Origin of the sequence: Enteroscipio rubneri, from assembly GCF_002899715.1 — a bacterium.
Taxonomy (GTDB): domain Bacteria; phylum Actinomycetota; class Coriobacteriia; order Coriobacteriales; family Eggerthellaceae; genus Enteroscipio; species Enteroscipio rubneri.
The window spans coordinates 68,610-92,699 of sequence record NZ_PPEK01000012.1; the positions used below are offsets into that span (position 1 = coordinate 68,610).

21 protein-coding genes are annotated in these 24,090 nt (G+C 57.9%); 13 read left to right on the forward strand and 8 right to left on the reverse strand.

Going from position 1 to position 24,090, the window contains the following annotated elements; all coding sequences use genetic code 11:
* Positions 1–11 precede the first annotated feature (11 nt).
* The 6 genes from C2L71_RS09535 (at position 12) to C2L71_RS09560 (ending at position 6,756) form a co-directional block, all read left to right on the forward strand.
* Positions 12–710, forward strand: coding sequence for a hypothetical protein (locus tag C2L71_RS09535; protein ID WP_039689021.1), 699 nt, complete (start codon positions 12–14; stop codon positions 708–710).
* Complete coding sequence (locus C2L71_RS09540) at positions 707–1,714, forward strand: VirB6/TrbL-like conjugal transfer protein, CD1112 family (protein ID WP_103265534.1); 1,008 nt, start codon at positions 707–709, stop codon at positions 1,712–1,714. Before C2L71_RS09535 ends, C2L71_RS09540 begins: the two co-directional genes overlap by 4 nt.
* Positions 1,715–1,830: 116 nt before the next feature.
* The gene (locus C2L71_RS09545) at positions 1,831–2,307 is read left to right on the forward strand and encodes a DNA gyrase (RefSeq protein ID WP_103265535.1); all 477 of its coding nucleotides are present in this window, start codon (positions 1,831–1,833) and stop codon (positions 2,305–2,307) included.
* A 7-nt stretch (positions 2,308–2,314) separates the two neighbouring features.
* Complete coding sequence (locus tag C2L71_RS09550; protein WP_239926593.1) at positions 2,315–5,416, forward strand: VaFE repeat-containing surface-anchored protein; 3,102 nt, start codon at positions 2,315–2,317, stop codon at positions 5,414–5,416.
* 115 nt (positions 5,417–5,531) lie between these two features.
* Positions 5,532–6,173, forward strand: coding sequence for a class B sortase (locus C2L71_RS09555; protein ID WP_239926595.1), 642 nt, complete (start codon positions 5,532–5,534; stop codon positions 6,171–6,173).
* 280 nt (positions 6,174–6,453) lie between these two features.
* Entirely contained in the window at positions 6,454–6,756 is a 303-nt protein-coding gene (locus tag C2L71_RS09560; protein ID WP_129588501.1) for a hypothetical protein, read from the forward strand.
* Between the two features lie 47 nt (positions 6,757–6,803).
* On the opposite strand, the gene C2L71_RS09565 is transcribed toward C2L71_RS09560, so the two are convergent.
* The 8 genes from C2L71_RS09565 to C2L71_RS09600 form a co-directional block, all read right to left on the reverse strand.
* On the reverse strand, positions 6,804–7,343 hold the full coding sequence (locus tag C2L71_RS09565) for a hypothetical protein (protein WP_103265538.1): 540 nt from the start codon (positions 7,341–7,343) through the stop codon (positions 6,804–6,806).
* A gap of 8 nt (positions 7,344–7,351) precedes the next feature.
* A complete protein-coding gene (locus tag C2L71_RS09570) occupies positions 7,352–8,659 on the reverse strand; it encodes an SMODS domain-containing nucleotidyltransferase (protein WP_103265539.1) in 1,308 nt (435 codons plus the stop codon).
* 252 nt (positions 8,660–8,911) lie between these two features.
* The gene (locus C2L71_RS09575) at positions 8,912–9,481 is read right to left on the reverse strand and encodes a hypothetical protein (RefSeq protein ID WP_103265540.1); all 570 of its coding nucleotides are present in this window, start codon (positions 9,479–9,481) and stop codon (positions 8,912–8,914) included.
* Positions 9,478–10,731 carry a relaxase/mobilization nuclease domain-containing protein gene (locus tag C2L71_RS09580; RefSeq protein ID WP_103265541.1) on the reverse strand — a complete coding sequence of 418 codons (1,254 nt, stop codon included), beginning with the start codon at positions 10,729–10,731 and terminating at the stop codon, positions 9,478–9,480. The genes C2L71_RS09575 and C2L71_RS09580 overlap by 4 nt, the downstream gene beginning before the upstream one ends.
* Complete coding sequence (locus tag C2L71_RS09585; RefSeq protein WP_039689003.1) at positions 10,731–11,153, reverse strand: plasmid mobilization protein; 423 nt, start codon at positions 11,151–11,153, stop codon at positions 10,731–10,733. Before C2L71_RS09585 ends, C2L71_RS09580 begins: the two co-directional genes overlap by 1 nt.
* Before the next feature lie 275 nt (positions 11,154–11,428).
* Complete coding sequence (locus C2L71_RS09590) at positions 11,429–12,331, reverse strand: ParB/RepB/Spo0J family partition protein (protein WP_103265542.1); 903 nt, start codon at positions 12,329–12,331, stop codon at positions 11,429–11,431.
* Positions 12,318–13,085 carry a ParA family protein gene (locus C2L71_RS09595; protein ID WP_103265543.1) on the reverse strand — a complete coding sequence of 256 codons (768 nt, stop codon included), beginning with the start codon at positions 13,083–13,085 and terminating at the stop codon, positions 12,318–12,320. The genes C2L71_RS09590 and C2L71_RS09595 overlap by 14 nt, the downstream gene beginning before the upstream one ends.
* A gap of 249 nt (positions 13,086–13,334) precedes the next feature.
* Positions 13,335–13,703 (reverse strand): YraN family protein, encoded by a 369-nt coding sequence (locus C2L71_RS09600; RefSeq protein ID WP_103265544.1) that lies wholly within the window; start codon positions 13,701–13,703, stop codon positions 13,335–13,337.
* A gap of 448 nt (positions 13,704–14,151) precedes the next feature.
* Between C2L71_RS09600 and C2L71_RS09605 the strand changes: the two genes are divergently transcribed.
* The 7 genes from C2L71_RS09605 to C2L71_RS09640 all read left to right on the forward strand — a co-directional run bounded on the left by C2L71_RS09605 (position 14,152) and on the right by C2L71_RS09640 (position 23,751).
* Positions 14,152–15,132 (forward strand): helix-turn-helix transcriptional regulator, encoded by a 981-nt coding sequence (locus tag C2L71_RS09605; RefSeq protein WP_103265552.1) that lies wholly within the window; start codon positions 14,152–14,154, stop codon positions 15,130–15,132.
* A gap of 2 nt (positions 15,133–15,134) precedes the next feature.
* Positions 15,135–18,383, forward strand: coding sequence for a helicase-related protein (locus tag C2L71_RS09610; RefSeq protein ID WP_103265545.1), 3,249 nt, complete (start codon positions 15,135–15,137; stop codon positions 18,381–18,383).
* A gap of 2 nt (positions 18,384–18,385) precedes the next feature.
* Positions 18,386–19,156, forward strand: a complete 771-nt coding sequence (locus C2L71_RS09615; protein WP_103265546.1) for a DUF4391 domain-containing protein — start codon at positions 18,386–18,388, stop codon at positions 19,154–19,156.
* Positions 19,143–20,114 carry a site-specific DNA-methyltransferase gene (locus C2L71_RS09620; protein ID WP_103265547.1) on the forward strand — a complete coding sequence of 324 codons (972 nt, stop codon included), beginning with the start codon at positions 19,143–19,145 and terminating at the stop codon, positions 20,112–20,114. Before C2L71_RS09615 ends, C2L71_RS09620 begins: the two co-directional genes overlap by 14 nt.
* A 640-nt stretch (positions 20,115–20,754) precedes the next feature.
* Positions 20,755–22,674, forward strand: coding sequence for a tetracycline resistance ribosomal protection protein Tet(W) (tet(W), locus tag C2L71_RS09630; RefSeq protein ID WP_009305318.1), 1,920 nt, complete (start codon positions 20,755–20,757; stop codon positions 22,672–22,674).
* 50 nt (positions 22,675–22,724) lie between these two features.
* On the forward strand, positions 22,725–22,937 hold the full coding sequence (locus tag C2L71_RS12525) for a hypothetical protein (RefSeq protein ID WP_425321209.1): 213 nt from the start codon (positions 22,725–22,727) through the stop codon (positions 22,935–22,937).
* Complete coding sequence (locus C2L71_RS09640) at positions 22,843–23,751, forward strand: DUF4368 domain-containing protein (RefSeq protein WP_425321208.1); 909 nt, start codon at positions 22,843–22,845, stop codon at positions 23,749–23,751. The genes C2L71_RS12525 and C2L71_RS09640 overlap by 95 nt, the downstream gene beginning before the upstream one ends.
* Positions 23,752–24,090 lie beyond the last annotated feature (339 nt).

Consider the following 24,090-nt stretch of genomic DNA (forward strand, 5'->3'; position numbering starts at 1 on the left):
GAGCAAGCCCAATGAACAAGAAGAGACTCATGCTGGCGTGCGCAATCGGAGCGCTGGTGCTGCTCGCGGGCTCGGGGGTTGCCCGCTGCGCCATGCAGCCCTCGGAGGACCCGGCAACCGGGCAGGAAAAGGAATCAGCCCAGAAGGCCGATGCCGACAGCATCAAGAGCTACCTTGGAACAGCCTGGAGCGCCGACGGCGGCTCGAAGACGATGACCATCGCCGACGGGGTTGTCATCGAACGCGAGGGCGACTCCACCTCGGTGACCTACTACGAGGTCGTCTCCGAGCGATCGGACGCTGGCGGGATCTCCGTCAACGTGACCACGACGAAAACCCCGAGGGACGCCCCCGCCCAAGGCGTGATGAGGATCGATGCGTCGACCGAGGAGGTCTCCATCACCTGCGACGCCTTCGCGCTCTCGACCACCTACACCCTCGACGCGGCGCCAGACGCCAAGATCACCCTCTCTGCGCATTCGGACAAGCTCAACGAGCTCCTCGAATCAGACGACGAGAGCATCTCCAACGCGCTTTCGGCCTGGGCGTCGAAGCGCTCTCCCTACGCAACGTCCGCGGCATGGGACGGCGAGGTCTACATCGACTGCAACGGCAAGACCGTGACGACCTCGTTCACGCTCAACGACGGGGCCAGCACCCTGGTCCAGCTCCGCTACGACCAGACCACCAAAGAGCTGAGCGCCCTATGATCGCGGCGGTCAAGCGCATAACGGGGCAGAGGGAGTTCAAGCTCGCCTTCGTCATCGCCCTGGCCTTCCTGGTCCTCACGCTCGTGCCATGTCAGAACGCCTACGCGTCGATCGCCGACGACATCAACTCGTGGCTCTGCGACCTCCTCCGCGAATGGAGCAACTGGATGTTCCACGCGCAGGTGAGCGTCCTCGGCTCGATCGGATACGAGGGAATCCTCGACGCCCCCTTCTCCTCGATGCTCCAGAGCTCAAGCGACGTCTCCATGTACGACATCGCCAGGGGCACCTGGCAGGTGGCGATACTCCCCATCGGATGCGGCGTCCTCGGACTGGTGTTCACCTTGAAGCTCATCGAGATCTCCCAGCGCATGGACGGCAACCAGAGCATGCCGGGCGTCAAGGAGGTCGTGTTCCTGCTCGTGTTCTTCGCCGTGTTCTTGTTCCTCATCCAGAACAGCTTCGACATCATGGCCGCGATCTACGAGGTCATCGGACTTGCGGTCGACAGGGTCGAGGGACTCTTCGGAACGGGCGGGGCCATGAGCCTCGCCGAGGTCTCCATCGTCACCACCGAGGACGACGTGTCGGCCCTCATGGCAATGCTCGTCGTCTCCCTCATCAGCTGGCTGGTGGTGCTGGTGGCCTATATCGTCGCCCTCGTCGTCTGCTGGGCGCGAGCCATCCAGCTCTACATCATGGCGGCCTTCAGCCCGATCCCGCTTGCCTTCCTGGGGTTCGAGCACACCAGGCAGATCGGCATCGGCTACCTCAAGAGCTTCCTCGCCGTGTGCGTGGCGGGTCTGATCATCCTGGTCCTGCTCATCTCCTTCCCAGTCGTGCTGGGGGGAATCGTGAGCGTCAACCCCGGCACGGGCACGCCGGTGGACACCATCGCGAGCGGCCTGACGTACGCGCTCCAATACCTGGCCATGTGCGTGCTGCTGGTCCTGTCCCTGGTCCGAAGCGGAGCCTGGGCCCGAGACATCGTGAGCGGCTTCTAGGCACGGCCTTAGGCGGAGGGAGGTGATGCCCTTGAGATGCGGCAAGGGTTGACGATCGAAGACGAGCCGGGACTTCCACATTGCCCGGCGAATAGACAAGCAAAGGAGAAACACGCATGGAAGACAAGAAGAACGTTTACATCACCGTGCACAAGAGCTTCGTGAGGGAGGGAATCGAGTACTTCGACAAGAAGACGGGCCAGATGGGCAAGTTCAACTCCGTGACCCTGCCCCGCGACACGGTGATGGACGGCATGGATCTGAGCTTCTACCAGTTCAGCCCCCTGTTCGTGAACGAGTCGCGCTTCAAGGGCGAGGACTTCAGGGACATCCCGCTGCTGGCCGACAAGGAGGTCTGGCTCAAGCGCACCGTCATGGACCCGGACGGCAACCCCGTGACCGACGAGTCGGGACGCCCCGTCAAGGACACCGTGAAGGTCATGCCGGGCCAGCTCAAGGAGGCGCTCGACTCAGGCAGGGAGCGTTACCTCGCATCGCTCTCCGAGAGGGCGAAGGGCGCCCGCGAAGGCTCCCGCGAGCTTGCAGGCAACGCAGGCCGCTCGTCCATGAGCCGAGAAGACATCCCGTTCTAGGAGGCGCATGATGAAAGCGAAGACCACGGAGAGAATCGTATCCTCCAAGATCATCAGGGTCGTCATGAGCATGGCCCTCGTATTGAGCGTGTGCGTAGCCACGCCCATGAATGCATTCGCGGCAGGCAGCGTCAACGTCACCATCGGCGACGACATCCCGTATGCGGGCTATTCCACGACCCATATGTATGCCGACGGCGAGGTCGCGTACTGCGCGGATCCCCAGGCCAGCACCCCTGCTCCCGGCACCTACAGCAAGAGCGGCGTGAGCGACACCGACCTCATCGCGGCCATGTGGTTCAGCTACGGCGCGCCCGGCTTCGACGCATCCATGTTCCCCGACTCCTGGTACGACGGCAGCGGGTGGAGCGCCGACAAGTACAAGGCCGCAAGCCATGTGATCCTGGCCTATGCCTACCAGGGCTCCAAGGCCGATGCCGTCTTCGGCACCAACGGCGACTTCGAGGACTGGGCACGCAGCGAGCTGCTCGGCAAAACCTGGAAGTCCATCAAGGCGAGCAAGGGCAAGGTGTCCACCGGCTTCGAGGCCTTCTGCATCCACACGGGCCCTGCCACCCAGGTGCTCATGAGCTTCACCTGGGACAAGGGGGGCCTGAAGGTGGCCAAGGTTGACTCCCAGGCAGGGGCCGAGCCCCAGGGCGACGCCACGCTTAGCGGCGCCAAGTACGACATCGTCAACTCCTCCGGCAAGTACGCCCTCGTCGACGGCCGTTACTACGCAAGCGGCGAGGTGGTGAAGACCATTACCGGACACTGGGACGGCGGCGCCGGCGCGTATATCGCCAAGACTGCCTCCAACGCGCTGCCTTGCGGCACGTACACCGTGGTCGAGTCCGAGGCTCCCGAGGGCTACCTCGTGTCCGACTGGTCCGCCAAGGCCGAGATCGATTCTGACGGACAGGTCGTCGACCTCACCGGCAGCCCCTGCGACGACGACGTGATCCGCGGTGGCGTGTGCGTGACGAAGTCCGACGTCGAGCTCCAGGCGTCCGAGGCCCTGGGCGGCAACTCCCATGACACCCTGACCACCGGCTCCACCCTCTCCGGCATCGAGTTCACCATCACCAACGCATCCGAGCACAAGGTCCTCGTTGGCGACAAGTGGTTCGAGCCCGGCGACGTCATCGAGACCATCGCGACCGCATGGAACGACGAAGCGGGGGCATACACCGCCCAGACCGCTGCCGACGAGCTTCCCTACGGCACCTACACCATCCAGGAAACGAAGGCCAACGACTCCTACCTGCTCACCGACGGAGGGCCACGCACCTTCCAGGTGAGGGCAGAGGGCGCGCTGGTCGCAGGCGACAGGCTCGAGAGGCCCCTGGAGTTCTTCGACCAGGTGGTCCGAAACGACCTGGAGATCGTGAAGATGGCCGAGGACACCAACGCATCCCTGCAGGTGGCCTTCAAGGTGACCAACGTCTCAACCGGCGAGTCCCACGTCCTCGTGACCGACAAGAACGGCAACGTCTCCACGGCCTCATCCTGGAACAAGCACAGCGACAACACCAACGGCAACGACGGCCTGCTCTCCTCCGAGAGCATCAAGGCGTCTGACATGGACTCTAAGGCGGGCATCTGGTTCTCCCTTGGCGAGGATGGCTCCAACGCCGCAGTCGATGACGGTCTCTCCGCGCTCCCTTACGGCAAGTACGTCCTGGAAGAGCTCCGCAGCGACTCCAACGAGGGCTATGACCTGGTGACCAAGACCTTCGTGATCGAGCGCGACTCCACCGCGGCCAAGCCCGTGTGGATGAGCCTCGACGACAAGGAGGGTCCGAAGATCCAGACCGAGGAGACCGACAAGGCCGACGGCGACCACGTGGCCCAGGCTTCCGCCGAGACCACCCTGGTCGACACCGTCTGGTACGAGAACCTCAAGAACGACGGCACCGAGTACACCGTAACCGGAACCCTCATGGTGAAGTCCACCGGACAGGCCCTGCTCGACGCGGACGGCAACGCCATCACCGCCACCAAGACCTTCAAGCCCAGGCTGAAGGCCGGCGAGGTCCAGCTCGAGTTCACCTTCGACTCCAGCCTGCTCGCGGGCGAGGACATCGTTGCCTTCGAATCCATGGTCTCCGACGGCATCGAGGTCGCAGTGCACGCCGACATCAGCGACAAGGACCAGACCGTCCACTTCCTGGACATCCGCACCACCGCCGCCGACCAAGCCGACGGCGACAAGCTGGTGACCGGCACCGAGATCACCGTGGTCGACGAGGTGGCCTACGAGGGCCTCGTCCCCGGCACCGAGTACACGCTTGAGGCGACCCTGGTCGATGCCGAGACCGGGGAGCCCGTCATGGTCGAGGACGGCCTGGTGGAAAAGCAGGTGACCGGCAGCGCCACCTTCACCCCTGACGAGGCCGATGGCACCCAGGCAGTGGAGATCGCCTTCGACGGCACCGGCCTTGGCGGCAAAAGCCTGGTGGTCTTCGAGAAGCTTTTCGCGGCAGATGTCCAGCTCGCATCCCACGAGGATCCTTCCGACGAGGGCCAGACCGTGACCGTGGCCGAGATCGGCACCAAGCTCACCGATGCCGCCGACGGCGACCAGATCATCGTCACCGGCAAGGTGAAGCTCATCGACACCGTCGAGTACAAGGGCCTCGTCGCGGGCGATACCTACACCGTCCACGGCACCCTCATGGTGAAGTCCACCGGAGAGGCGCTCGCCGACGCAGAAGGGAACCCCGTCGTGGCTTCCGCTGAGTTCGTAGCAGAGAAGGCCAACGGCACCGTTGACGTGACCTTCGAGTTCGATGCATCTTCGCTCAACGAAGGCGACTATCTCGTCGCATTCGAGGAGTGCCTGACCGCCGAGGGTAACCTTGCGGCGGCCCACCAGGATATCGACGACGCGGGACAGACCGTCGTCGTCGACAACCCTGACACACCTGAGGTTCCCAAGACCCCTTACGACAAGACCGGAGCAACCGCACCCGTCAGCACCATCGGCATTTTGGCGCTCGTAGGTGCAGTCCTCGCCGGTGCGGGCGCAGCGGCACTTGCGCTCATGGGCCGTCGCAAGAAGGGGGATGCTGGCGAATCCGAGCCCGATGAGGAGGTGACCGAGTAAACGGGAGGGCTGCGAGGCCATTGCGCCTCGCAGCCCTTTTTCTCTGTATATGAAGAACGGAACAAAGAAAGCGCTTGTCGCACTCTCGTGCCTGGCGATTGTGGCAGGAGTCGCCATGTTCGTGTTGGGGCAGGGCGGGGTAGAGCAGAACCCCTCCCCGACCTACCAACGTGCAATCACGGATCAAGATGAGGAGGGCCAGGACAGAGTCATCGACTGGGGTTCGCTCCCGGACAGCGTAATCGCATGGGTCTACGTGCCTGGCACCACCATCGACTATCCGGTTGTCAGGGGATTCGACGAGGACCCGGGATTCTACCTATTCCACGATGCGGAGGGGAGATATTCCGCATGGGGCACTCCCTACGTTGCCAACGGCTGCGAGGAGGGTCTGGAAAGCCCCCTAGTCATGGTCTACGGGCACCACATGTCGGACGGGACGATGTTCGCCCCGCTGGCGGGTTACAGCAGCAGGCCTTTTGCCGAGGAACATGCTGAGATCATCTTGTACACGCCTGATCGAACCCTGCATCTCGAGCCTGTGCTCGTCAACGTCATCAACGCCAACAAGAAGAACGTGCGCCTGAGTTTCGGCGAGCAGGAGGAGCTGGAAGAGTACATGGCCGCAGAGGAGGCGGAGAGCGAGGTCGTGCTTGACGGATACCGTTCCGGCAGACAGGTATTCGCCTTCGTCACGTGCTCGTACGAGACGAGCAACTCGAGGACAGTCGTCTATGCGATGGAGGCCGAATCATGATTCACGCAGCATTACTGCCGCAGCTGCATCGCTGATGCGAATGGAAGAGCTGGGATACCTGACCATCTTTCAAGACGGCTTCTCGACAATCAACCTGATGGCGACGAGCAACGCCCTTGCTCGTGAGCTGCGCGCCATACGAAGGCTAGCTGCGGATGATGGATCGACATGAGCCTCGGAGGGAATATGCAGGGTATGCTTCAGGAATGGAGAAGGGCGAGTATGGGACACTGCGCGATGAAACGACCGCTAGAATTGCCTAAACGAAATGGAGGTTACGATGAACAATAAAGACTACTCTCTCCTGAACAAGACCCTGATCATCACTGACATGTACAAGACCGACCGAGATCCAATGGTGCTCGGCGGCGTTGCGATCCGAGCCGAGGACCTCGAGGAGTTCATCGAGGCCGTTGAGGAGCTCGCCACCAATCGCTTTGGAGGCGCGTCTTTCTCTGAGCTGCTGGATAACGATCTCGACGACGACACTGCGAGGGCATCGTCAGCCCGTTACGACAGAGAGCAGATCGACGCCATGTTCGCCGAGGTTAAGAGGATCCTCGGACGGGACGAAGACCTGTAGATATGGCAAGGGCGCGGTTGAACCGCGCCCTTCGTTTGCTCTGGGGATTAACCGAGGTCTTTTCTCTTGAAAGATGTTGAGAGCATCATGAGAAGAACATCGTTAACCATTCTTCCCCTGAAATTGCAAAGTGCTGTGAACGGGGTTCTGCTGAGCAGGTTCATCTCCTGCTCTGTGATGCGGCCTTTTTCTGGTGGACAGTGAACGATTAGGCCGCAGCGCGAGTTCTTGGCGCGGACAACCGACTCGAAATCATCTGGCTCCAGATAACCATAAACGACAATCAGCAGCAGGGCGTCATGGGCCTTATCAACGTGCTTGCTGGAGACACGCTGGATATTCTTGTTCTTTATAAGCCCCGAATCAGTGAGGTCTTCGCAGATGTCGCGATAGTCGTTTTCCCCTGCTACGACCAGAATCTTCTTGCCGAACAATGCTAGTCCGAATCTCCACAGGGCCTGGGTTACGCCAGCGAAAGCGCCAAGCACGATGGCGACAAGAGCTAGGAGGCCGAATAGACGAATCGCGAGATCGAGATAACCGAAAACGGCTACTGCGGCATCGATGATTGCGGATGGATTATCCATAGGTTCTCCTATTCCACGTTGATGAAGAACGGGTTGCTCCAGCGGACGCAATAGCCTTTCCTCACCACGAAACACTGCACATAGTGCTTTCCTGTGTACGCTGTCTCCTCGCGTCTTGAAGTCTTACCTTCGTTTGGTATCTCGAATCCGCCTCTACGGCAAACGCGCAGGGCTTCTTCTCCGGTGTTTGTGACCTGCCACTTGACGGAACCGCCTTTAACCGGACCGCAGTTCACCCTGTACACAACCTTTGATCCTTTTGGTATGGCGGGCCCGTCATTGACAAGATCGAACGACTCCCCAGAAGGCAGGGTGACGGTTGCCGTAATGGTCGCGTTTGGCTTCGGTGCCTGCATGGGATAAGCGAGTTTCTGCCTGTGGCCCACTTTCAACGCGGCGTCTTGGCTCATGGCTTTCACGAGAGACATGGAGCCGGCGGATGCGTCTCCTGTAGGGAAGTTGTCGCCGAGGATGGTCTTCCACGTATCGTTGGAAGTGCCATTCTCGGCCAAAAGCGTGAGGTGCTGGTTCAACTTCTCCACGAATTGCGAAAAGTCGGAATGCTGGTATTTCGCCGCAAGGTTGTTGCCGCTTATTGCGGGATCCTCGATAAAGGGGACGCCATGAGATTCAAGCTCGTCAACGTATGCAGTTGCGAGGTTTGCCATCGTCTGCATTACGCGCTCTTCGATATTCAGCCCTGCTTCCGGCAGATTATCGGCAATCATCTTCTCCAGAGTGATGCCTTTGGGAAATTTAACCCATGATGGGCAATGCTCCCTTCGCCACCATTTCATGATCTTCACCAGGGGCTTGTAGTTGTTGTCGAATCCCTGGTTAACTTCGGTGGACCAGGAGATATGGCCTTTGGGGTCGGTGCGCTTCCAGGTCCCGTCTGTCCGGGAGCCGATGTACAGCAGGCCATCTTCGTCTTTGGCTAAAGGCACAATATCCAAGTGGAAGTTCGCCATGTCAACGCCTACGGAATGGGTCTGTATCCTGGTGCTTTTATAGCAGCTGCGCTCCCTGATCGCCTTTTCGAGTTCGTAGAGCACGGTGTATGGAGAGTCGTCAATGGAATGGGTGGTTTCGACGATGATGTCAATATCGCAGCTATCCGAATCCTTCTTTGGGCGAATGAAGGTCTGCTTGGCATAGGATCCCGAGAGGTAAGTGTCGACGTGAGTATTTTTGTAGCTGTCGCATGTTCTAAGATGTTCTCTGAGATTGCGATGAAGCCTGCTTGCTTCGTCGATTGTGGACTTGCTCGGGTTGATGTCCTTCAGGAATGATTCAAAGTCTGCGTTATTGGTCATATAACCGCCTTTCCAAACAAATGTTCCGTCGTCGGACATTATAACAGTATGGTCACACTAAACAACATATAGATATAATGCAAGAATGAAAACACAATATATTGTGTGTATGACAATAATGAGGCCGCAATTATTATAAAGCTCAAATAAAAGGAGCCTGTCCTTTCTAACGGACAGGCTCCTTTGCTCTCCATGTCTTACATGAACCTGAATACGGCTTTGATGAGCCACCTGATGAATCCTGAGATGCACTTACCAATCAGCTTCATCCATATCACCCCAATCCTCGGAGACGACCCTTGCATCGCCCTTCTCCGGTTGCTTTTTCATCGCTGCTAACGCGTATTCAACCGCGGTCTTTGTCACTCCGGGGATAGCCGGGTTCTCCTCTCCGGTTTCTATGACCATGAAGGCATGCAGCTTCCTTATCCTTTCGAGTACGCCGTCGTTCGAGGCACCGATGCGCATGAGCGCGGCTGACTCGAACTCCCTCATATTGCAGACATCACCGGCGACCCTCGCGATGACCATCTCTCCATCGACGGTGACGTCGCATAGCTCCTTTGCCTCCTCCGCGGTAGAGAGTAGGAATCTCCATCCGCGGGACCGCCTTGCAACGGGGATTCCCGCGGCACCCTTTCGGAACTCGGGCTTGGCGGCGTAGTAGTTCGCGACCAGCCAAAGCCCCTCTTCCTCGATGTCGCCCAGGCCGATCTCGAAATCCGTGAGCATGTTCTTCGAGTCGAATGGCGCGGAAGTGGCATAGGCGCCCGTATCAAACACATCGATGCGCCCACCCGGGTAGGTGATTCTGATGTTCATCGTTCGTTCCTCCTTCGCTGTTGCTCGCGTTGCCTTGCAGCCAGGCTTCTCTGCTCGTTCTGGCTCGCCCTGGACCTGCGCCTGTCGACAAGCTCCTGTTGTCTCTGTTCGTACCTGACCTGCTGCGGCATGAGCCTGTGCTCGGTCATGTACTCCTTTGCCTGCATGAGCCTTTGGGCGCCCTCGCTGCCGATCTGGCCGCGCCGGGAGAGGGTAGCGAGGCGAGCATCGAATTCCTCCAGGGACTCGACATCGAACTTCGCGCAAGTCTCCAGCGCAGCGGAGAGCTTTGACAAGTCCTCCAGGTCGTTCAGCTCGATCGCGTTTTCGGCGCGCTTCCTGATCTCGTCAACGGACTTCTCGGTGGGTCTGTATGCCCCGCTCCTGTCGAAGCGCCGCTGCAGCATCTGCTTGCCGTAGGTGTAGCCCAGGCGCTCCCCAGAAACCTTCTTCGAGGGCCAGTCCGCAAGCGAGAAGATCCAGTCGTCCCGGCGCGCCTTCGAAGAGTTGTCGGCCACATGCACGTCCAATGCGTCCAGGATCGCGAAGAACTCCGCCTCGCTGGTGGCCATGGTCTTCGCAAGGGCCACGCGCGCCCTGATATCGCCGACCCAGGTGTATCCGCCCGCCTTGGCGATCTCCCTCTCCTGCCGTCCCAGGTAGACGTTTCTCCGTGTCCTGGGCGCGTTAACCTTGTTTTTCTCAGCCGCGTCAGCCTTGCCCTCAGATGGCTTCCTCTGGTTCGACAGGCCCGAAAGTCCTCGCTCCCGCGCCATGTCCTGCAGCGCCCGGTTAAGGTCCTCGGGGTGCTCGGTGTGCATTCTGTTGCCAGTTAGGAGGTTGGTACTATTGACGACGATGTGGGCATGGGGGATGCCGCGAGCGTTGTCGTCGTGGTAGACGATGGCGATTTGGTTGTCGGGGAAGAACCTGAGGGCCCAAGCGCCTGAAAGCTCCCGCAGCTCTGCAAGGCCGATGGCGTCATCTGGGTCCGGGGAGAGGACGAAGTGCTTGAAAGTTCTGGCCCTCATTCCATGCCAAGGTTCGTCATGTCCAAACTCGGCCCTTGTCGCATCCATCTCGACATCCCAGAGCACAAACTCTTTCTTGTCCTCGGGAGTGTCGATGTCTTTACGTTCGTCCCACGAGAGATTGAAGAAGTCCCTTGCTAACGCGCGGTTCTTCTTCTCCAGATACCGCCTGATTCCGACGGTTGAGCCATGCCCCGATATCGGTTTCAGAATTGGCATTACTTGTCAGCCACCAAAACAAGGCTCTGCATCTGGCCGAGCTCGTAGGCGAGGCGCTCAGCGTTGCGGTTCACGGTGACGAGCTCCACCTCGATCTCCTCCGCCTTGGTGCCGATGAACTCTCGGTCGATGGTGCCGCGCGCGACGTAGTAGTTGATGGAGTTCATCGCATGGACTGCCTGGTTGTAGTGGTACCCCCATTTGGTCAGCTCCCTGGACATAGCGTTCATCGCCTTTCGGTCCACGAGAATCGCATGCTCCGCCTCGGGGTTCTCCTCGGTGGCCAGGGGGATTCGCACGAGGTATCGGAGATACTCGGATTTGGTCAGCCCCGCATCCTCGCAGCGCTTCTCCAGCTTCTCGTAGTCTTCTTGAGCCATGCGGAAGGTGAGCCGCTGTTCCTTGTTGGTCTTCTTTGCCATGGTTTGCTCCTATGCTCTCCGCGCATCGCGCGGTCGTGGTTTGTCTAAAGCAGGGGCGCGGGGGATCCCCCGCCAGGTGAGCCGCTTTTCTTTTCACCGCGGCCGCCTGCTATTCCGGGCGTACTCCGGAGCGAGCCCTCACACAGCTCGCGACAAAGCTGCTCGAACGTGCCCGGAACAAGTGCCTTGGGCTGTCAGATTTCTGTCTGACGCCCATGGGCTACTTGCTGGATTTGCCGCCTGAGCCCCTTACGGGACCAGGCCGGCATGGAAGGTCATCTCTTCATGAAGCGGGCCGTCATCTCCGCTATCTCGCGGAGGGCCCGCAGGTCGTGGTCGGTGACGTTGCGGTGCGGCTCGTCGAGCCACGCGGCGATCTGGCGCTTGGCCTTCGCGAGCCTCGGGTCGGCAACGTGCTTCTTTCCGGCGTACTCGACCACGTAGTCGGACAGCTGCTTCTTGCTGACGAAGCCGCGTCCCTTGCGCTCGTAGAGGTCTGACTGGTCGCGTTTGGGGAGGTTGCTCAGCGCCTCGACGGCGGCGGCGGTGAGGTTGCCGCTGTCGGCCTCAGCGGCCCATTCCGGGGAGAGGTCCTCGGCGATCCTTCGGGCCATGCGCTCCTCGCGCTGGATGGTCTTGCCGGAAACCTTGCGGCCCGTCTGCTGCTCGATGATCCTCGCCTTGACGTCCTCGGTGCGCATGCCCGTGAGGGACTTGTCGCTTTGGCGCAGGGCCCTGACCTCCATGCCGAGGGCACTCGTCGCGGCGGCCCTCTCCGAAACGGTCAGCGCCCTGACGAAGTAGTTCGCCGTGTGCAGCAGCGTCACGGACTGCTCGTCGCTTATTCCCTCGATGATGCGGCAGGGCATCTTCTCGTACGAGGGGTCCTCCCTGGAGAGTAGCTCGTATGCCGCCTTGCGCCTGTGGCCCGAGATCATCTGCCATGAACCGTCGCCCATCTTCCTCACCAGCGGGATGTCCGTCAGGCCGTTCTCGGCGATGGAGAGGGCGAGCTTGCGGATGCTCTCGCGGTCCATGGAGTAGGTCACGTTAGCGGGGTGGTCGGCGATGGTTCGAACGTCGATCTCTACGACGGGGTAGCGCTCCCTGGTCTTCGAGGATTGGTCCAGAAGACCCGTGATGGAGAAGCCTGCGGCCACGTCCCTAGGCGAGCTCATGGGATATCTCCTCGGCGAGCGCCGCGTAGTCGAGCGCCGGTCTGCTGCCGGGCTCGAAGGCCGTCACGGGCTTCCACTGCCAGCTGCCTTCGCATACCTTGGAGCTGGCATGGATGACGGTTTCGAACTGGGACTGCGGGAAGAAGTTGTCCAGCACCTGCGCGCCGGTGGACTCGGCGTTGGTCATGCGTCCTGGGACGCAGGTGCGCAGGATGCGGTACTTCGGCGTCGGCATCCTAAGCGCCTCCGCAATCGACTTGGTTGCCTCTACCGTGAGGGCGGTGCCGCGCATGACGGTGGAGTCAAGCTTCACGGGAATCACCACCAGGCCATTGTCGGCAGCGGCGAGGTAGGCGTTGAAGGCGAGGCGCTTCATGACCGGGGAGCAGTCGATGAGACAGACGTCGTAGTCCTCGGAGGCGTCGTCCAGGGCGAACTTGAGCCTCTGCTCGCGCAGGAGCAGCTCGTTTTGGTCCACCAGCTCGATGGTGGAGGGGATCACGGAGAGCCCCTCGGTGTCGGTCTCGTAGGCGAGCTCGGAGACGGGTCGTCCTCCGTAGAGGAGCTCGATGGAGGTGCGGTCCTCGGCGGCCGCCCTCTCGTAGAGGCCGAAGAAGTCCGTGGCAGAGGCCTGTGGGTCGAGGTCGATCAACAGGACCCTCTTGCCCTGGGAGGCGTAGATGCTGGCCAGGTTCACCGCCGTGGTGGTCTTGCCGACGCCTCCCTTGTAGTTGGATATGGCAATCGTGCGCATGGAAATCCCTTTCCTTCTTGCATCGGTGACGCGGGCGATGTGGAAGTCCCGCGCCAACGAAACCTTATTTCGTCGGAATCGTACGTTTTTGTCCGACAAACACATCATATCACAAAACGTACGATAACGTACGATGTAAGAAGGAAAGGTGTGCCGCGGAGATCCATGGGCATGGGCTCGTCGTGCGAGCAAACGAAAGCCGGGCGCCCCTGCGGGCGCCCGGCCTCCTCCTCGGAGGAGTGGAGGTCGCTACTCCTCGTCGGACTCCATCGTGGAAAGCTGGTTGATGTGATGGCGCAGGAGGGCTCGGTCCTCGCTCACGACCATCATCGAGATTGCGTCGAATCGGACCGAGATGTCGCCTCGGTCGGCGTTCTCCGCGAGCCACTTGGCGGCAAGGGCCTCGCGCTTGACGCGGTCGTTGTCCTCCTCGGGGAAGCCGTCGGTGGCGTTTTTGGCCTCGACGGTGACGAAGACGATGGTGTCCTCGTCCATCGCGACGACGTCGATGGTGCCGAAGCCGTCGGGTGCCTCCCAGCTGGTGGAGAGGACTTCGTAGCCCCTGCGCTCCAGGAACCTCTCGGAAGCGGCGATTGCCTTCTCGTGCAGATTGCTCATAACGTGACCTCCTAGTCTTATCGGCTCGCCCCTGTGGCTTGCCTTGTGACACGGAGAGCGCGCGGGTCCGAGGGGAGCGGAAAGGGAGGAAGCGAAGGCATGTCTTGGAATGATCATCCCCATGCCGCTAGTTTTCCGAAGCGCAGCGGTTTGTTTCGGTGGGATCCAAACCTCCCTCCCACCGCCGAAAGAAATCGGAAAAGTATCGCGGCCCTTGTAGCCCCTTCGGTTCCGTGCGAGCGTGCGTGGTCAAGGGAAGCCAGGGCGAGACGGCAGGCGGAGGGTGTGTGGAAGATGCTCGGGCTAAATCGCCACCCGGGAGGCCGTGGCCGCTGGGTGCCTGGAGGCGGCACTATGGGACACCCATCTATTCGGTAACCGCGTTCTGCGATAGAATGTGAGGATGCATTTGTCGGACAAAACGCAAGGCCGGAGGCGGTGTTTCCCCGTGACGTACAACAACAAGGCCAAGCTTAAGACCCTCTACGTCAAGCAGATGCTCGAGGAGGAGACCGATGCCGAGCACGGCCTGTCCATGAGGCAGATCATCGAGAGGCTGGAGCATCTCGGGGTCAAGGCCGAGCGCAAGAGCATATACCGCGACATCGAGGTGCTCATGGAGTTCGGCTGCGATATCCGGACCTTCCAGAGGAACCCGGTGGAGTACGCCATAGTCCGGCGCGACTTCAGGCTCGACGAGCTCATGCTCATGGTCGACGCGGTGCAATCGAGCAGGGCGCTTACCATCAGGCAGGCGAACGCGCTGGTGACCAACATCAAGATGCTGGCGAGCGACCATCAGAGGGCCCTGCTGGACCGCAGGATCCACGTCCCGGGCAGGATACGCACCAAGAGCGAGGGGGTGTTCGCCAACGTGGACGCCATCCACGAGGCCATGAGGCTCCGCAGAAAGGTGGAGTTCACCTACTACCGGCGCGACGTCGACGGTAAGCGCTACGCGACCCGCGATGGCAGGCCGCACGTCGTGACGCCCGTGGAGGTCGTCTATGCGGACGGGTTCTATTACCTTACCGCTTGGGACGACGACCACGGCAACATGGCCGAGTACCGCCTGGATCGCATGGGAAAGGTGAGGGTGTCCGATAGTAAGGCCTCGCATAACGATGAGATTAATCATCATGTATACGATGAGGCGAAATACGAGTACTTCGGCCGGTTCGGCGGCGACGAGGTCATAGCTACGCTGAAGGTCCGGGCCGACAAAGTGGAGATAGTGATGGACCGGTTCGGCGATGCCGCCGAACTGAGCCGGATCGATGACGAATATGCGCGTGCCCGCGTGCGCATCCGCAAGAGCGAGCAGTTCTTCGGATGGATAGCGGGCATGGGCAAGACGGTAACGATCGCCGGGCCGAAGAGCCTGGTTGAGGAATACAGGAATTATTTGAAGGAACTGATAGAGGACTAAAGATGGAGTATCTGGACAACACAGGCAGGCAGCGCCTTGGCGATGCTCTCCGGGAGTCGATCGACTCAGGATCGAAGCTCTCAATCATTGCTTCCTTCTTCACCGTTTTCGCATATGGCGAATTGAGGGAAGAGCTCTCGAAGGTCGACGAGCTCAGGTTCATTTTTAGCGAGCCCACGTTCATCAAGCAGATGCAGGCCGACAAGGTCCCTATGGAGTTCGTTCTCTCCAAGAGGTCCCGTGAGAGGGGCGTCGGAGGTACGGGCCTGGAGCTCACGCTGAAAAACAACCTTAACCAGCGCGCTATCGCAAGAGAGTGCGCCCAATGGGTTCGCAAGAGGGCGAGCTTCAAGACTGCGAAGCAAGCTGGCATGATTGCAACGAGTGGAACGTACCATGTAGCCAATCCTGCCTCGGAGGATCATGCATTCATGGGCTCCCAGGCCAACTCCTTCACGCTTGAGGGTCTCGGCTATGAGCGCAAGCCCGGCGTCGTCACTGGAGTCAGCCATTTCCAGACGACCATGGAAGCCATGGGCTTGAAGGCAATGTTCGACGGTATTTGGGACAACCCCTCGATGGTTGAGGAAGTCACTGATGAGGTGGCCCTCCAGATAGAGACGCTCTATCGCGAGAACCCGCCCGAGTTCGTCTACTTCCTGACCCTGTACCATCTGTTCCGTGACTTCATGGAGGATGCCGAAGACCCCATCAGGCCAGGCCTGAAGTTCGAGGAATCCGTCGTCTGGAACAAGCTCTATGATTTCCAGAAGGACGCCGTTGTAGGGGCCATCCGCAAGCTCGAGAAGTACAAGGGCTGCATCATCGCCGACAGCGTCGGCTTAGGTAAGACGTACGAAGCCCTGGCCGTCATCAAATACTATGAGGAGAGAAACGGCCGCGTGCTCGTCCTCTGCCCGAAGCGCCTGCGCGAGAACTGGACGCTCTGGACCCGCGGCAATGATGACCGCAACCCCCTTGCCGACGACCGCTTCGCCTATGACGTACTCAACCACACGGACCTGTCCCGCTACCACGGCATGTCGGGAGACATCGACCTGGAGCACCTGCGTTGGGGCAACTACGACCTCATCGTAATCGATGAGTCCCACAACTTCAGGAACAAGTCCACGGACTCCGAGAAGAAGGATCGCTACACACGTCTCATCGAGGACGTCATTAAGTCCGGAGTGCGCACCAAGGTGCTCATGCTTTCCGCTACCCCTGTGAACAACCGCCTGCTGGACCTGCGAAACCAGGTGGAGCTCATCACCGAGGGCAATGACGAGTACCTGGCGGATACCGACGGCATCGCCTCGATCACCCAGGTCACGAAGGTTGCCCAGGCGCGCTTCTCTGAGTGGAGCAAGCTGCCCGACGAGGAGCGCACGACCGAGAGCTTTGTGAACGCGGTGAACGCCGACTACTTCAAGCTGCTGGACGTGCTCACGATCGCCCGCAGCCGCAAGCACATCGCCAAGTACTACGGTGCCGCAAGTGGGACATTCCCGCAGCGCAGGGCGCCGCTGGCATACAAGACGGCGATTGACCTAGACGGCGAGCTGCCGCCGATCGCCGAGCTCAACGACATGATCGCGCAGCTGACCTTCGCCCAGTACCAGCTGCTGGGATACGTCCGCCCGGAGAAGAAGGGCAAGTACGCCGACAAGTACGGCGACACCTGGGGCAAGGACTTCGAGAGCCAAGTGCACCGCACGGCCGCAGTGGCCAACCTCATGCGCGTGAACGTGCTCAAGCGCATGGAGTCCTCTGTCAACAGCTTCAGGATCACCCTTGAGCGCATACTGGGGGCATGCACCTCCATGCGCGACAGGCTGGACAACATCGGCTCGTCCGTATCCTATGAGACATCCGGGTGGGACGGCGAGTTCGACGACGATGACGACGCCGAGGAATTCGCTTCCGGCGGCAAGGTCCAGGTAGACCTGCGCGACGTCGACGCCCTCAGGCTCGGAGAGGACCTGGACTACGACATCGCCAAGCTCAACGTGCTACTCGACTATGCACGCCAGGTCACCCCAGAACGAGACGCAAAGCTGCAGCAGCTCAAGGCCTTCATCGCTGACAAGGCCACCAATCCCTACAACCCAGGGAACTCCAAGGTCCTGGTGTTCAGCGCGTTCGCGGACACCGCTGACTACCTGTTCGACCAGCTTGCCGAGCCACTGAAGAAGGAGCTCGGCCTGGAATGCGCAGAGGTCTCGGGCAACGGCAGCAGAACCTATTCGCTTAAGCTTAGGCGCGCTACTTTCGAGAGCGTGCTCGGGCACTTTGCGCCTGTGGCCAAGGAGCTGTCCGAGGTTGACCGCAGGCGCGGCGAGATCGACATCGTATTCGCGACGGATTGCATCTCGGAGGGCCAAAACCTGCAGGATTGCGACTGCGTGGTCAACTACGACATCCACTGGAACCCGGTGCGCATCATCCAGCGCTTCGGCCGTGTCGACCGCTTGGGATCCAAGAACACCCAGATCCAGCTGGTCAACTTCTGGCCCGATATCGAACTCGACGAGTACATCCAGCTCGAAGGACGCGTGAAGGGGCGTATGGTCCTCATGGACGCCAGCGCCACAGGCGAAGAGAACGTCCTTGAGGCCAAGCGTAGCGGCGAGATGAACGACCTCCAGTATCGACGCAAACAGCTCGAGCAGCTCCAGCAGGAGGTCCTGGACTTGGAGGACATCTCTGGCGGCATCTCTATCACGGACTTCGCCTTCGATGACTTCCGCGTCGAGCTGCAGCGCTACGCCAAGGAGCATCCCGGATTGCTGGAAGGTTCCTCTCAGGGCCTCCATGCCGTCACGGTCATTCCCGACGACCTAAAATCAGAGGTGCAGCCCGGCGTCATCTTCTGCCTCAAGCAGAACGACGAGAGCAGGAACCCCAAGGACACCAACCCGACGTTCCCTTACTACGTCGTCTATGTGACCGACGATGGGATCGTCAGGTCAAAACACACCAATCCGAAGGTCGCGTTGGACGTCATGCGGGCGGTTTGCGCCGGCAGGCCCGAACCGCTTTACGACCTGTGCCGAGAATTCAACGTGCAGACGAGAGACGGTGCAAGTATGAGCGACTATTCCGACCTCCTGGATGCGGCAGTATCCGAGATCACCGGCGTGCAGGAGAGCAAGGGAATGGAAAGCCTGTTCAGCCTTGGCGAGGTGGGCAACGGCGCGGGCCTCGGCTTCGACGACTACTCCCTGGTCAGTTTCGTGGTGATGAGATGACGATGCGGTTGAACGACATATTCAGACTTCCCGAAGCCGCCCTTGCGGGCGACAAGCGCATCCCCAAAACGATGCTCGTCTCCCAGGCCGCGCTCACGAAGCACGAGCAGAAGACCCTGGACAAGGTGAAGCGTGTTGAGCATTTCGCCACTGTCCAGAAGTCGACCACAAGGATTCCCTCCTGTGTGAACGACGAGAGGGACATCCAGGGAATCATCTTCCTGCGTTGCGAGATGGCTGGCGATTCGGAGGCCTATGCGGACGTCGGCAAGCTTCTTCACAAATGCTTTCCGAACCCCACGGTCATCGTATTCGACGGAGAGAGCCATATGTGCATTTCCGCATCGGTGACCAGGAAGAGCCTTTCGGAGAAGGGCGCCGTCGTTGTCGAGGATGTTCAGAGTACGGGTCGATTCGCGATGGGTGACTGTCAATACGCGGCGTTCCTTGAAGCCTTGGACTTCGACAAGCTAGATCAGCGCGACCTGCTCTGCTACGTGAAGGACATTGCATGGAACATCCAACTGTCACGAAGTGTTCCAATGCTGGGATTCTTTCCGATGTGCAGCGAACACGACAGGGGCAAGCTTGCCGAGTTTATCAGCGAAAGCAGCAGGCTAAGCAAGGAGCTCCACGATGTTCAAATCGCCGGCAAGGACAAGGACGCTACTTTAAACGAGAAAGCGAAGCTGCGAATGCGCGGCAAGGAGATAAAGAGAAAGAGCGACAAGATCGCTGAAGAGATTAAGGAGATTTGCGATGGAGGAAATTAAGGCCATGGACCTTGAGTCCAAAGACTTGGTGGCAGAGCGCATCGAGCAGATGAAGGCCCTGTTCCCGGAGATCGCCACCGAGGGTGACGGCTCCATCGACTTCGAAAAACTCCGTCTTGTTCTTGGCGATGAGGTCGAGGATAGTGACGAGCGCTACTCGTTCACTTGGCCCGGAAAGCAGGAAGCGATTCGCCAGGCACAAACCACAAGTGCAGCAACTCTTCGTCCCTGCAGAGAGAAGTCTATCAACTGGGATGCGACGGAAAACATCTATGTCGAAGGTGACAATCTTGAAGTTTTGAAGTTGCTTCAGCGCGGTTACCACGGAAAAGTAAAACTGGTTTACATTGACCCGCCCTATAACACCGGTGGGGATTTCGTCTATAAAGATACTTTTGGCGCATCTGTTTCTGATTACCGCAAACAAGCTGGATTGTCTGGCCAGTCTAATGCGAAGACTGATGGCAGGTTTCACGCTAACTGGTGTTCAATGCTTTACCCCCGCCTGAAGCTTGCTCGAGAACTTATGACTAATGATGGTGTCATTGTTGTTAGCATTGATGAGAACGAACGAACGAATTTGCAGCTTCTGCTTAACGAGATCTTTGGTGAAAATAATTTTGCTGGAGAAATAATTTGGAAAAACAGCAGCAAGAATGACCAGGCATATGTCTCCATGCAACACGAGTACATGCTTATTTACGTGAAAGACAAGACCGCAAATCCTGGCGAGTGGACAGAGCGAAAAGAAGGTCTTGAGGAAATCTACGCTGCGTTTGATGGGTTCAAAAATACATACGGCAATGATTGGAAGGCTATTCATAAAGCCGCTCTCGAGTGGTATAAGCAATTTCCTCCGTCTAATCCGGTTTATGGCAGCAAGCATTATTCATGGATGGACGAGAATGGAATCTATTTCCCGTCTGACATCTCTGGCCCAAATGCTCATGTACGGTAAGGAAGCAAGCAACCGAAAACAAGAGATAGACCGCCAGCACTACACTATTCCGAACCAAAGACCAAAAGATAAGCATTGTGGGAAAATCTAAACTTTTGGATTTTCCTACAATGCCAACTACGGCGGAATCCCTCCCACTCCTTATATCTTTCTGTATACATTGAATTTGTATTTAGTAAAATGCAGACAACACCACGGATCGGCTTTTGGTTGGACAATTCCAACCAAACACCACAGCAGACAGCAGAAAACATTCTGAACGCTAGGAAGCCGGTATGATTGTTACATATAAGGGGAAGAAAAATTTCTTTTAGGTACTTGCTTTCCTAAAACTGATGTGATACAATGATTTAATCCAGAAAAGGAGTAAAAAATATGCGGCAAGGTATTCTTAAATAAAACTATAATCAAATAGTGGGAACAAAGGATTATGATAGCTCCTTTTGTATGGGCTTAGTTTTTTGTACCCAATTTAAGAATACTTTTGCCTTATCAATTTTGACATATCCCCAAAAACAGCAATCACAAACAGGTGTATGCTGTATATGTGTATGTCCGCAACTTATAATCCCCAGTGGTAAAAGTATTTTACTGCTGGGGATTTTTATGCCCTTTGGGGCTGTAAAGGGAGGACAATCACATGAAAATAATCAATATTGGAATTCTTGCCCATGTAGACGCTGGAAAGACGACCTTGACGGAGAGCCTGCTATATGCCAGCGGAGCCATTTCAGAACCGGGGAGCGTCGAAAAAGGGACAACGAGGACGGACACCATGTTTTTGGAGCGGCAGCGTGGGATTACCATTCAAGCGGCAGTCACTTCCTTCCAGTGGCACAGATGTAAAGTTAACATTGTGGATACGCCCGGCCACATGGATTTTTTGGCGGAGGTGTACCGCTCTTTGGCTGTTTTAGATGGGGCCATCTTGGTGATCTCCGCTAAAGATGGCGTGCAGGCCCAGACCCGTATTCTGTTCCATGCCCTGCGGAAAATGAACATTCCCACCGTTATCTTTATCAACAAGATCGACCAGGCTGGCGTTGATTTGCAGAGCGTGGTTCAGTCTGTTCGGGATAAGCTCTCCGCCGATATTATCATCAAGCAGACGGTGTCGCTGTCCCCGGAAATAGTCCTGGAGGAAAATACCGACATAGAAGCATGGGATGCGGTCATCGAAAATAACGATGAATTATTGGAAAAGTATATCGCAGGAGAACCAATCAGCCGGGAAAAACTTGCGCGGGAGGAACAGCAGCGGGTTCAAGACGCCTCCCTGTTCCCAGTCTATCATGGCAGCGCCAAAAATGGCCTTGGCATTCAACCGTTGATGGATGCGGTGACAGGGCTGTTCCAACCGATTGGGGAACAGGGGGGCGCCGCCCTATGCGGCAGCGTTTTCAAGGTTGAGTACACCGATTGCGGCCAGCGGCGTGTCTATCTACGGTTATACAGCGGAACGCTGCGCCTGCGGGATACGGTGGCCCTGGCCGGGAGAGAAAAGCTGAAAATCACAGAGATGCGTATTCCATCCAAAGGGGAAATTGTTCGGACAGACACCGCTTATCAGGGTGAAATTGTTATCCTTCCCAGCGACAGCGTGAGGTTAAACGATGTATTAGGGGACCAAACCCGGCTCCCTCGTAAAAGGTGGCGCGAGGACCCCCTCCCCATGCTGCGGACGGCGATTGCGCCGAAAACGGCAGCGCAAAGAGAACGGCTGCTGGACGCTCTTACGCAACTTGCGGATACTGACCCGCTTTTGCGTTGCGAAGTGGATTCCATCACCCATGAGATCATTCTTTCTTTTTTGGGCCGGGTGCAGTTGGAGGTTGTTTCCGCTTTGCTGTCGGAAAAATACAAGCTTGAAACAGTGGTAAAGGAACCCTCCGTCATTTATATGGAGCGGCCGCTCAAAGCAGCCAGCCACACCATCCATATCGAGGTGCCGCCCAACCCGTTTTGGGCATCCATAGGACTGTCTGTTACACCACTCTCGCTTGGCTCCGGTGTACAATACGAGAGCCGGGTTTCGCTGGGATACTTGAACCAGAGTTTTCAAAACGCTGTCAGGGATGGTATCCGTTACGGGCTGGAGCAGGGCTTGTTCGGCTGGAACGTAACGGACTGTAAGATTTGCTTTGAATACGGGCTTTATTACAGTCCGGTCAGCACGCCGGCGGACTTCCGCTCATTGGCCCCGATTGTATTGGAACAGGCATTGAAGGAATCGGGGACGCAGCTGCTGGAACCTTATCTCTCCTTCATCCTCTATGCGCCCCAGGAATACCTTTCCAGGGCTTATCATGATGCACCGAAATACTGTGCCACCATCGAAACGGCCCAGGTAAAAAAGGATGAAGTTGTCTTTACTGGCGAGATTCCCGCCCGCTGTATACAGGCATACCGTACTGATCTGGCCTTTTACACCAACGGGCGGAGCGTATGCCTTACAGAGCTGAAAGGATATCAGGCCGCTGTCGGTCAGCCGGTCATCCAGCCCCGCCGTCCAAACAGCCGCCTGGACAAGGTGCGCCATATGTTTCAGAAGGTAATGTAAAGATACATAATCGTCAAGACGGCAACAATCAGAAGTTATGGAGGGTAACAATGGAATATAGTAAGGAAGATTTAATGGAAGCAAAAAAGCAAATTTGGGGAGTGGGAGAGAACATGGGAACAGAGGAAAGTAAAAAAATCTGGGAGGAGAACGCACAATTTTGGGATAATGCAATGGGCGACCAACACCGTCGTTCATATCCTCGAAAACCGAGAGTACACCGGATGTCTGGTGAACTTCAAAACGGAAAAGCCTTCTTATAAGGTCAAGCACAGCATAGAGAACCCCGTCGAGAAGCAGGCCATTTTCGAGAACCACCATGAGCCGATCATCGACAAGGAAACATGGGAACGGGTGCAGGAGTTACGCAAACAGCGCAAACGCCCGAACCGCTACGATGAAGTGGGGCTGTTCTCCGGGATTTTGTTCTGCGCCGACTGCGGCCATGTGCTGTATCAGCAGCGGTATCAGAACAAAGACCGCAAACAGGACTGCTACATCTGCGGCAGCTACAAGAAGCGCACCCGCAACTGTACGGCGCACTTTATCCGCACCGATCTGTTGACCGCTGGTGTCCTGGCAAATCTCCGGCAAGTGACCGAATACGCAGCCAAGCATGAGAGCCGGTTTGTGAAACTACTTGTCCAGCAGAACGAGATCGGCGGCAAGCGAAAGACCGCCGCAGCCATCAAGCAGCTTGAACAGGCGCAGGAACGCATTTCTGAAATCAGCCGCATTATCAAGCGGCTGTATGAGGACAATGTAAACGGCAAAATCAGCGATGAGCGTTTCATGGAACTGTCGGCTGACTACGAAGCCGAGCAAGCGGAGCTGAAAAAGAGAGCCGCCGCCCTGCAAGCCGAACTGGACAAGTCACAGGCAGCTACCGTCAACGCCGAGAAATTTATGGGCATTGTCCGCAAGCACCTTGCCTTTGAAGAACTGACCCCCACTCTCTTGCGGGAAATGATCGAGAAAATTGTGGTGCATGAGTGCAGCTATGATGAGAACGGCACCCGCAGGCAGGACATTGAGATTTATTACAGCTTTGTCGGCAAGATTGACTTGCCCGAATAACCGCCCGACCTATCCGACACAATGGCCAAGTGTCGGATAGGAACGGCAAAATTTTTTGCACTTCTATTGCTTCTTTATCACACATAAGCAAATGCTGGCCAATACGTATATGACGTTATTCATCCGGCGACAGGCAAGGTTTGCAAAATGCCCTCAACTGGATGGAGATATCCGCAACAGGAAATGGAGCGACGCGTGTCAGAAGGCCTTGTGGTAACGTACAATTTTTTGCGCACTTTGACAGCAGGATAGCGTCCAGATAGGAAGGAGGGCACGGCCCGCCCCGGTATGATTCGAGTTGTCGAGACAAGAAGCATATTGGAGGAGAGCCATGCCCGA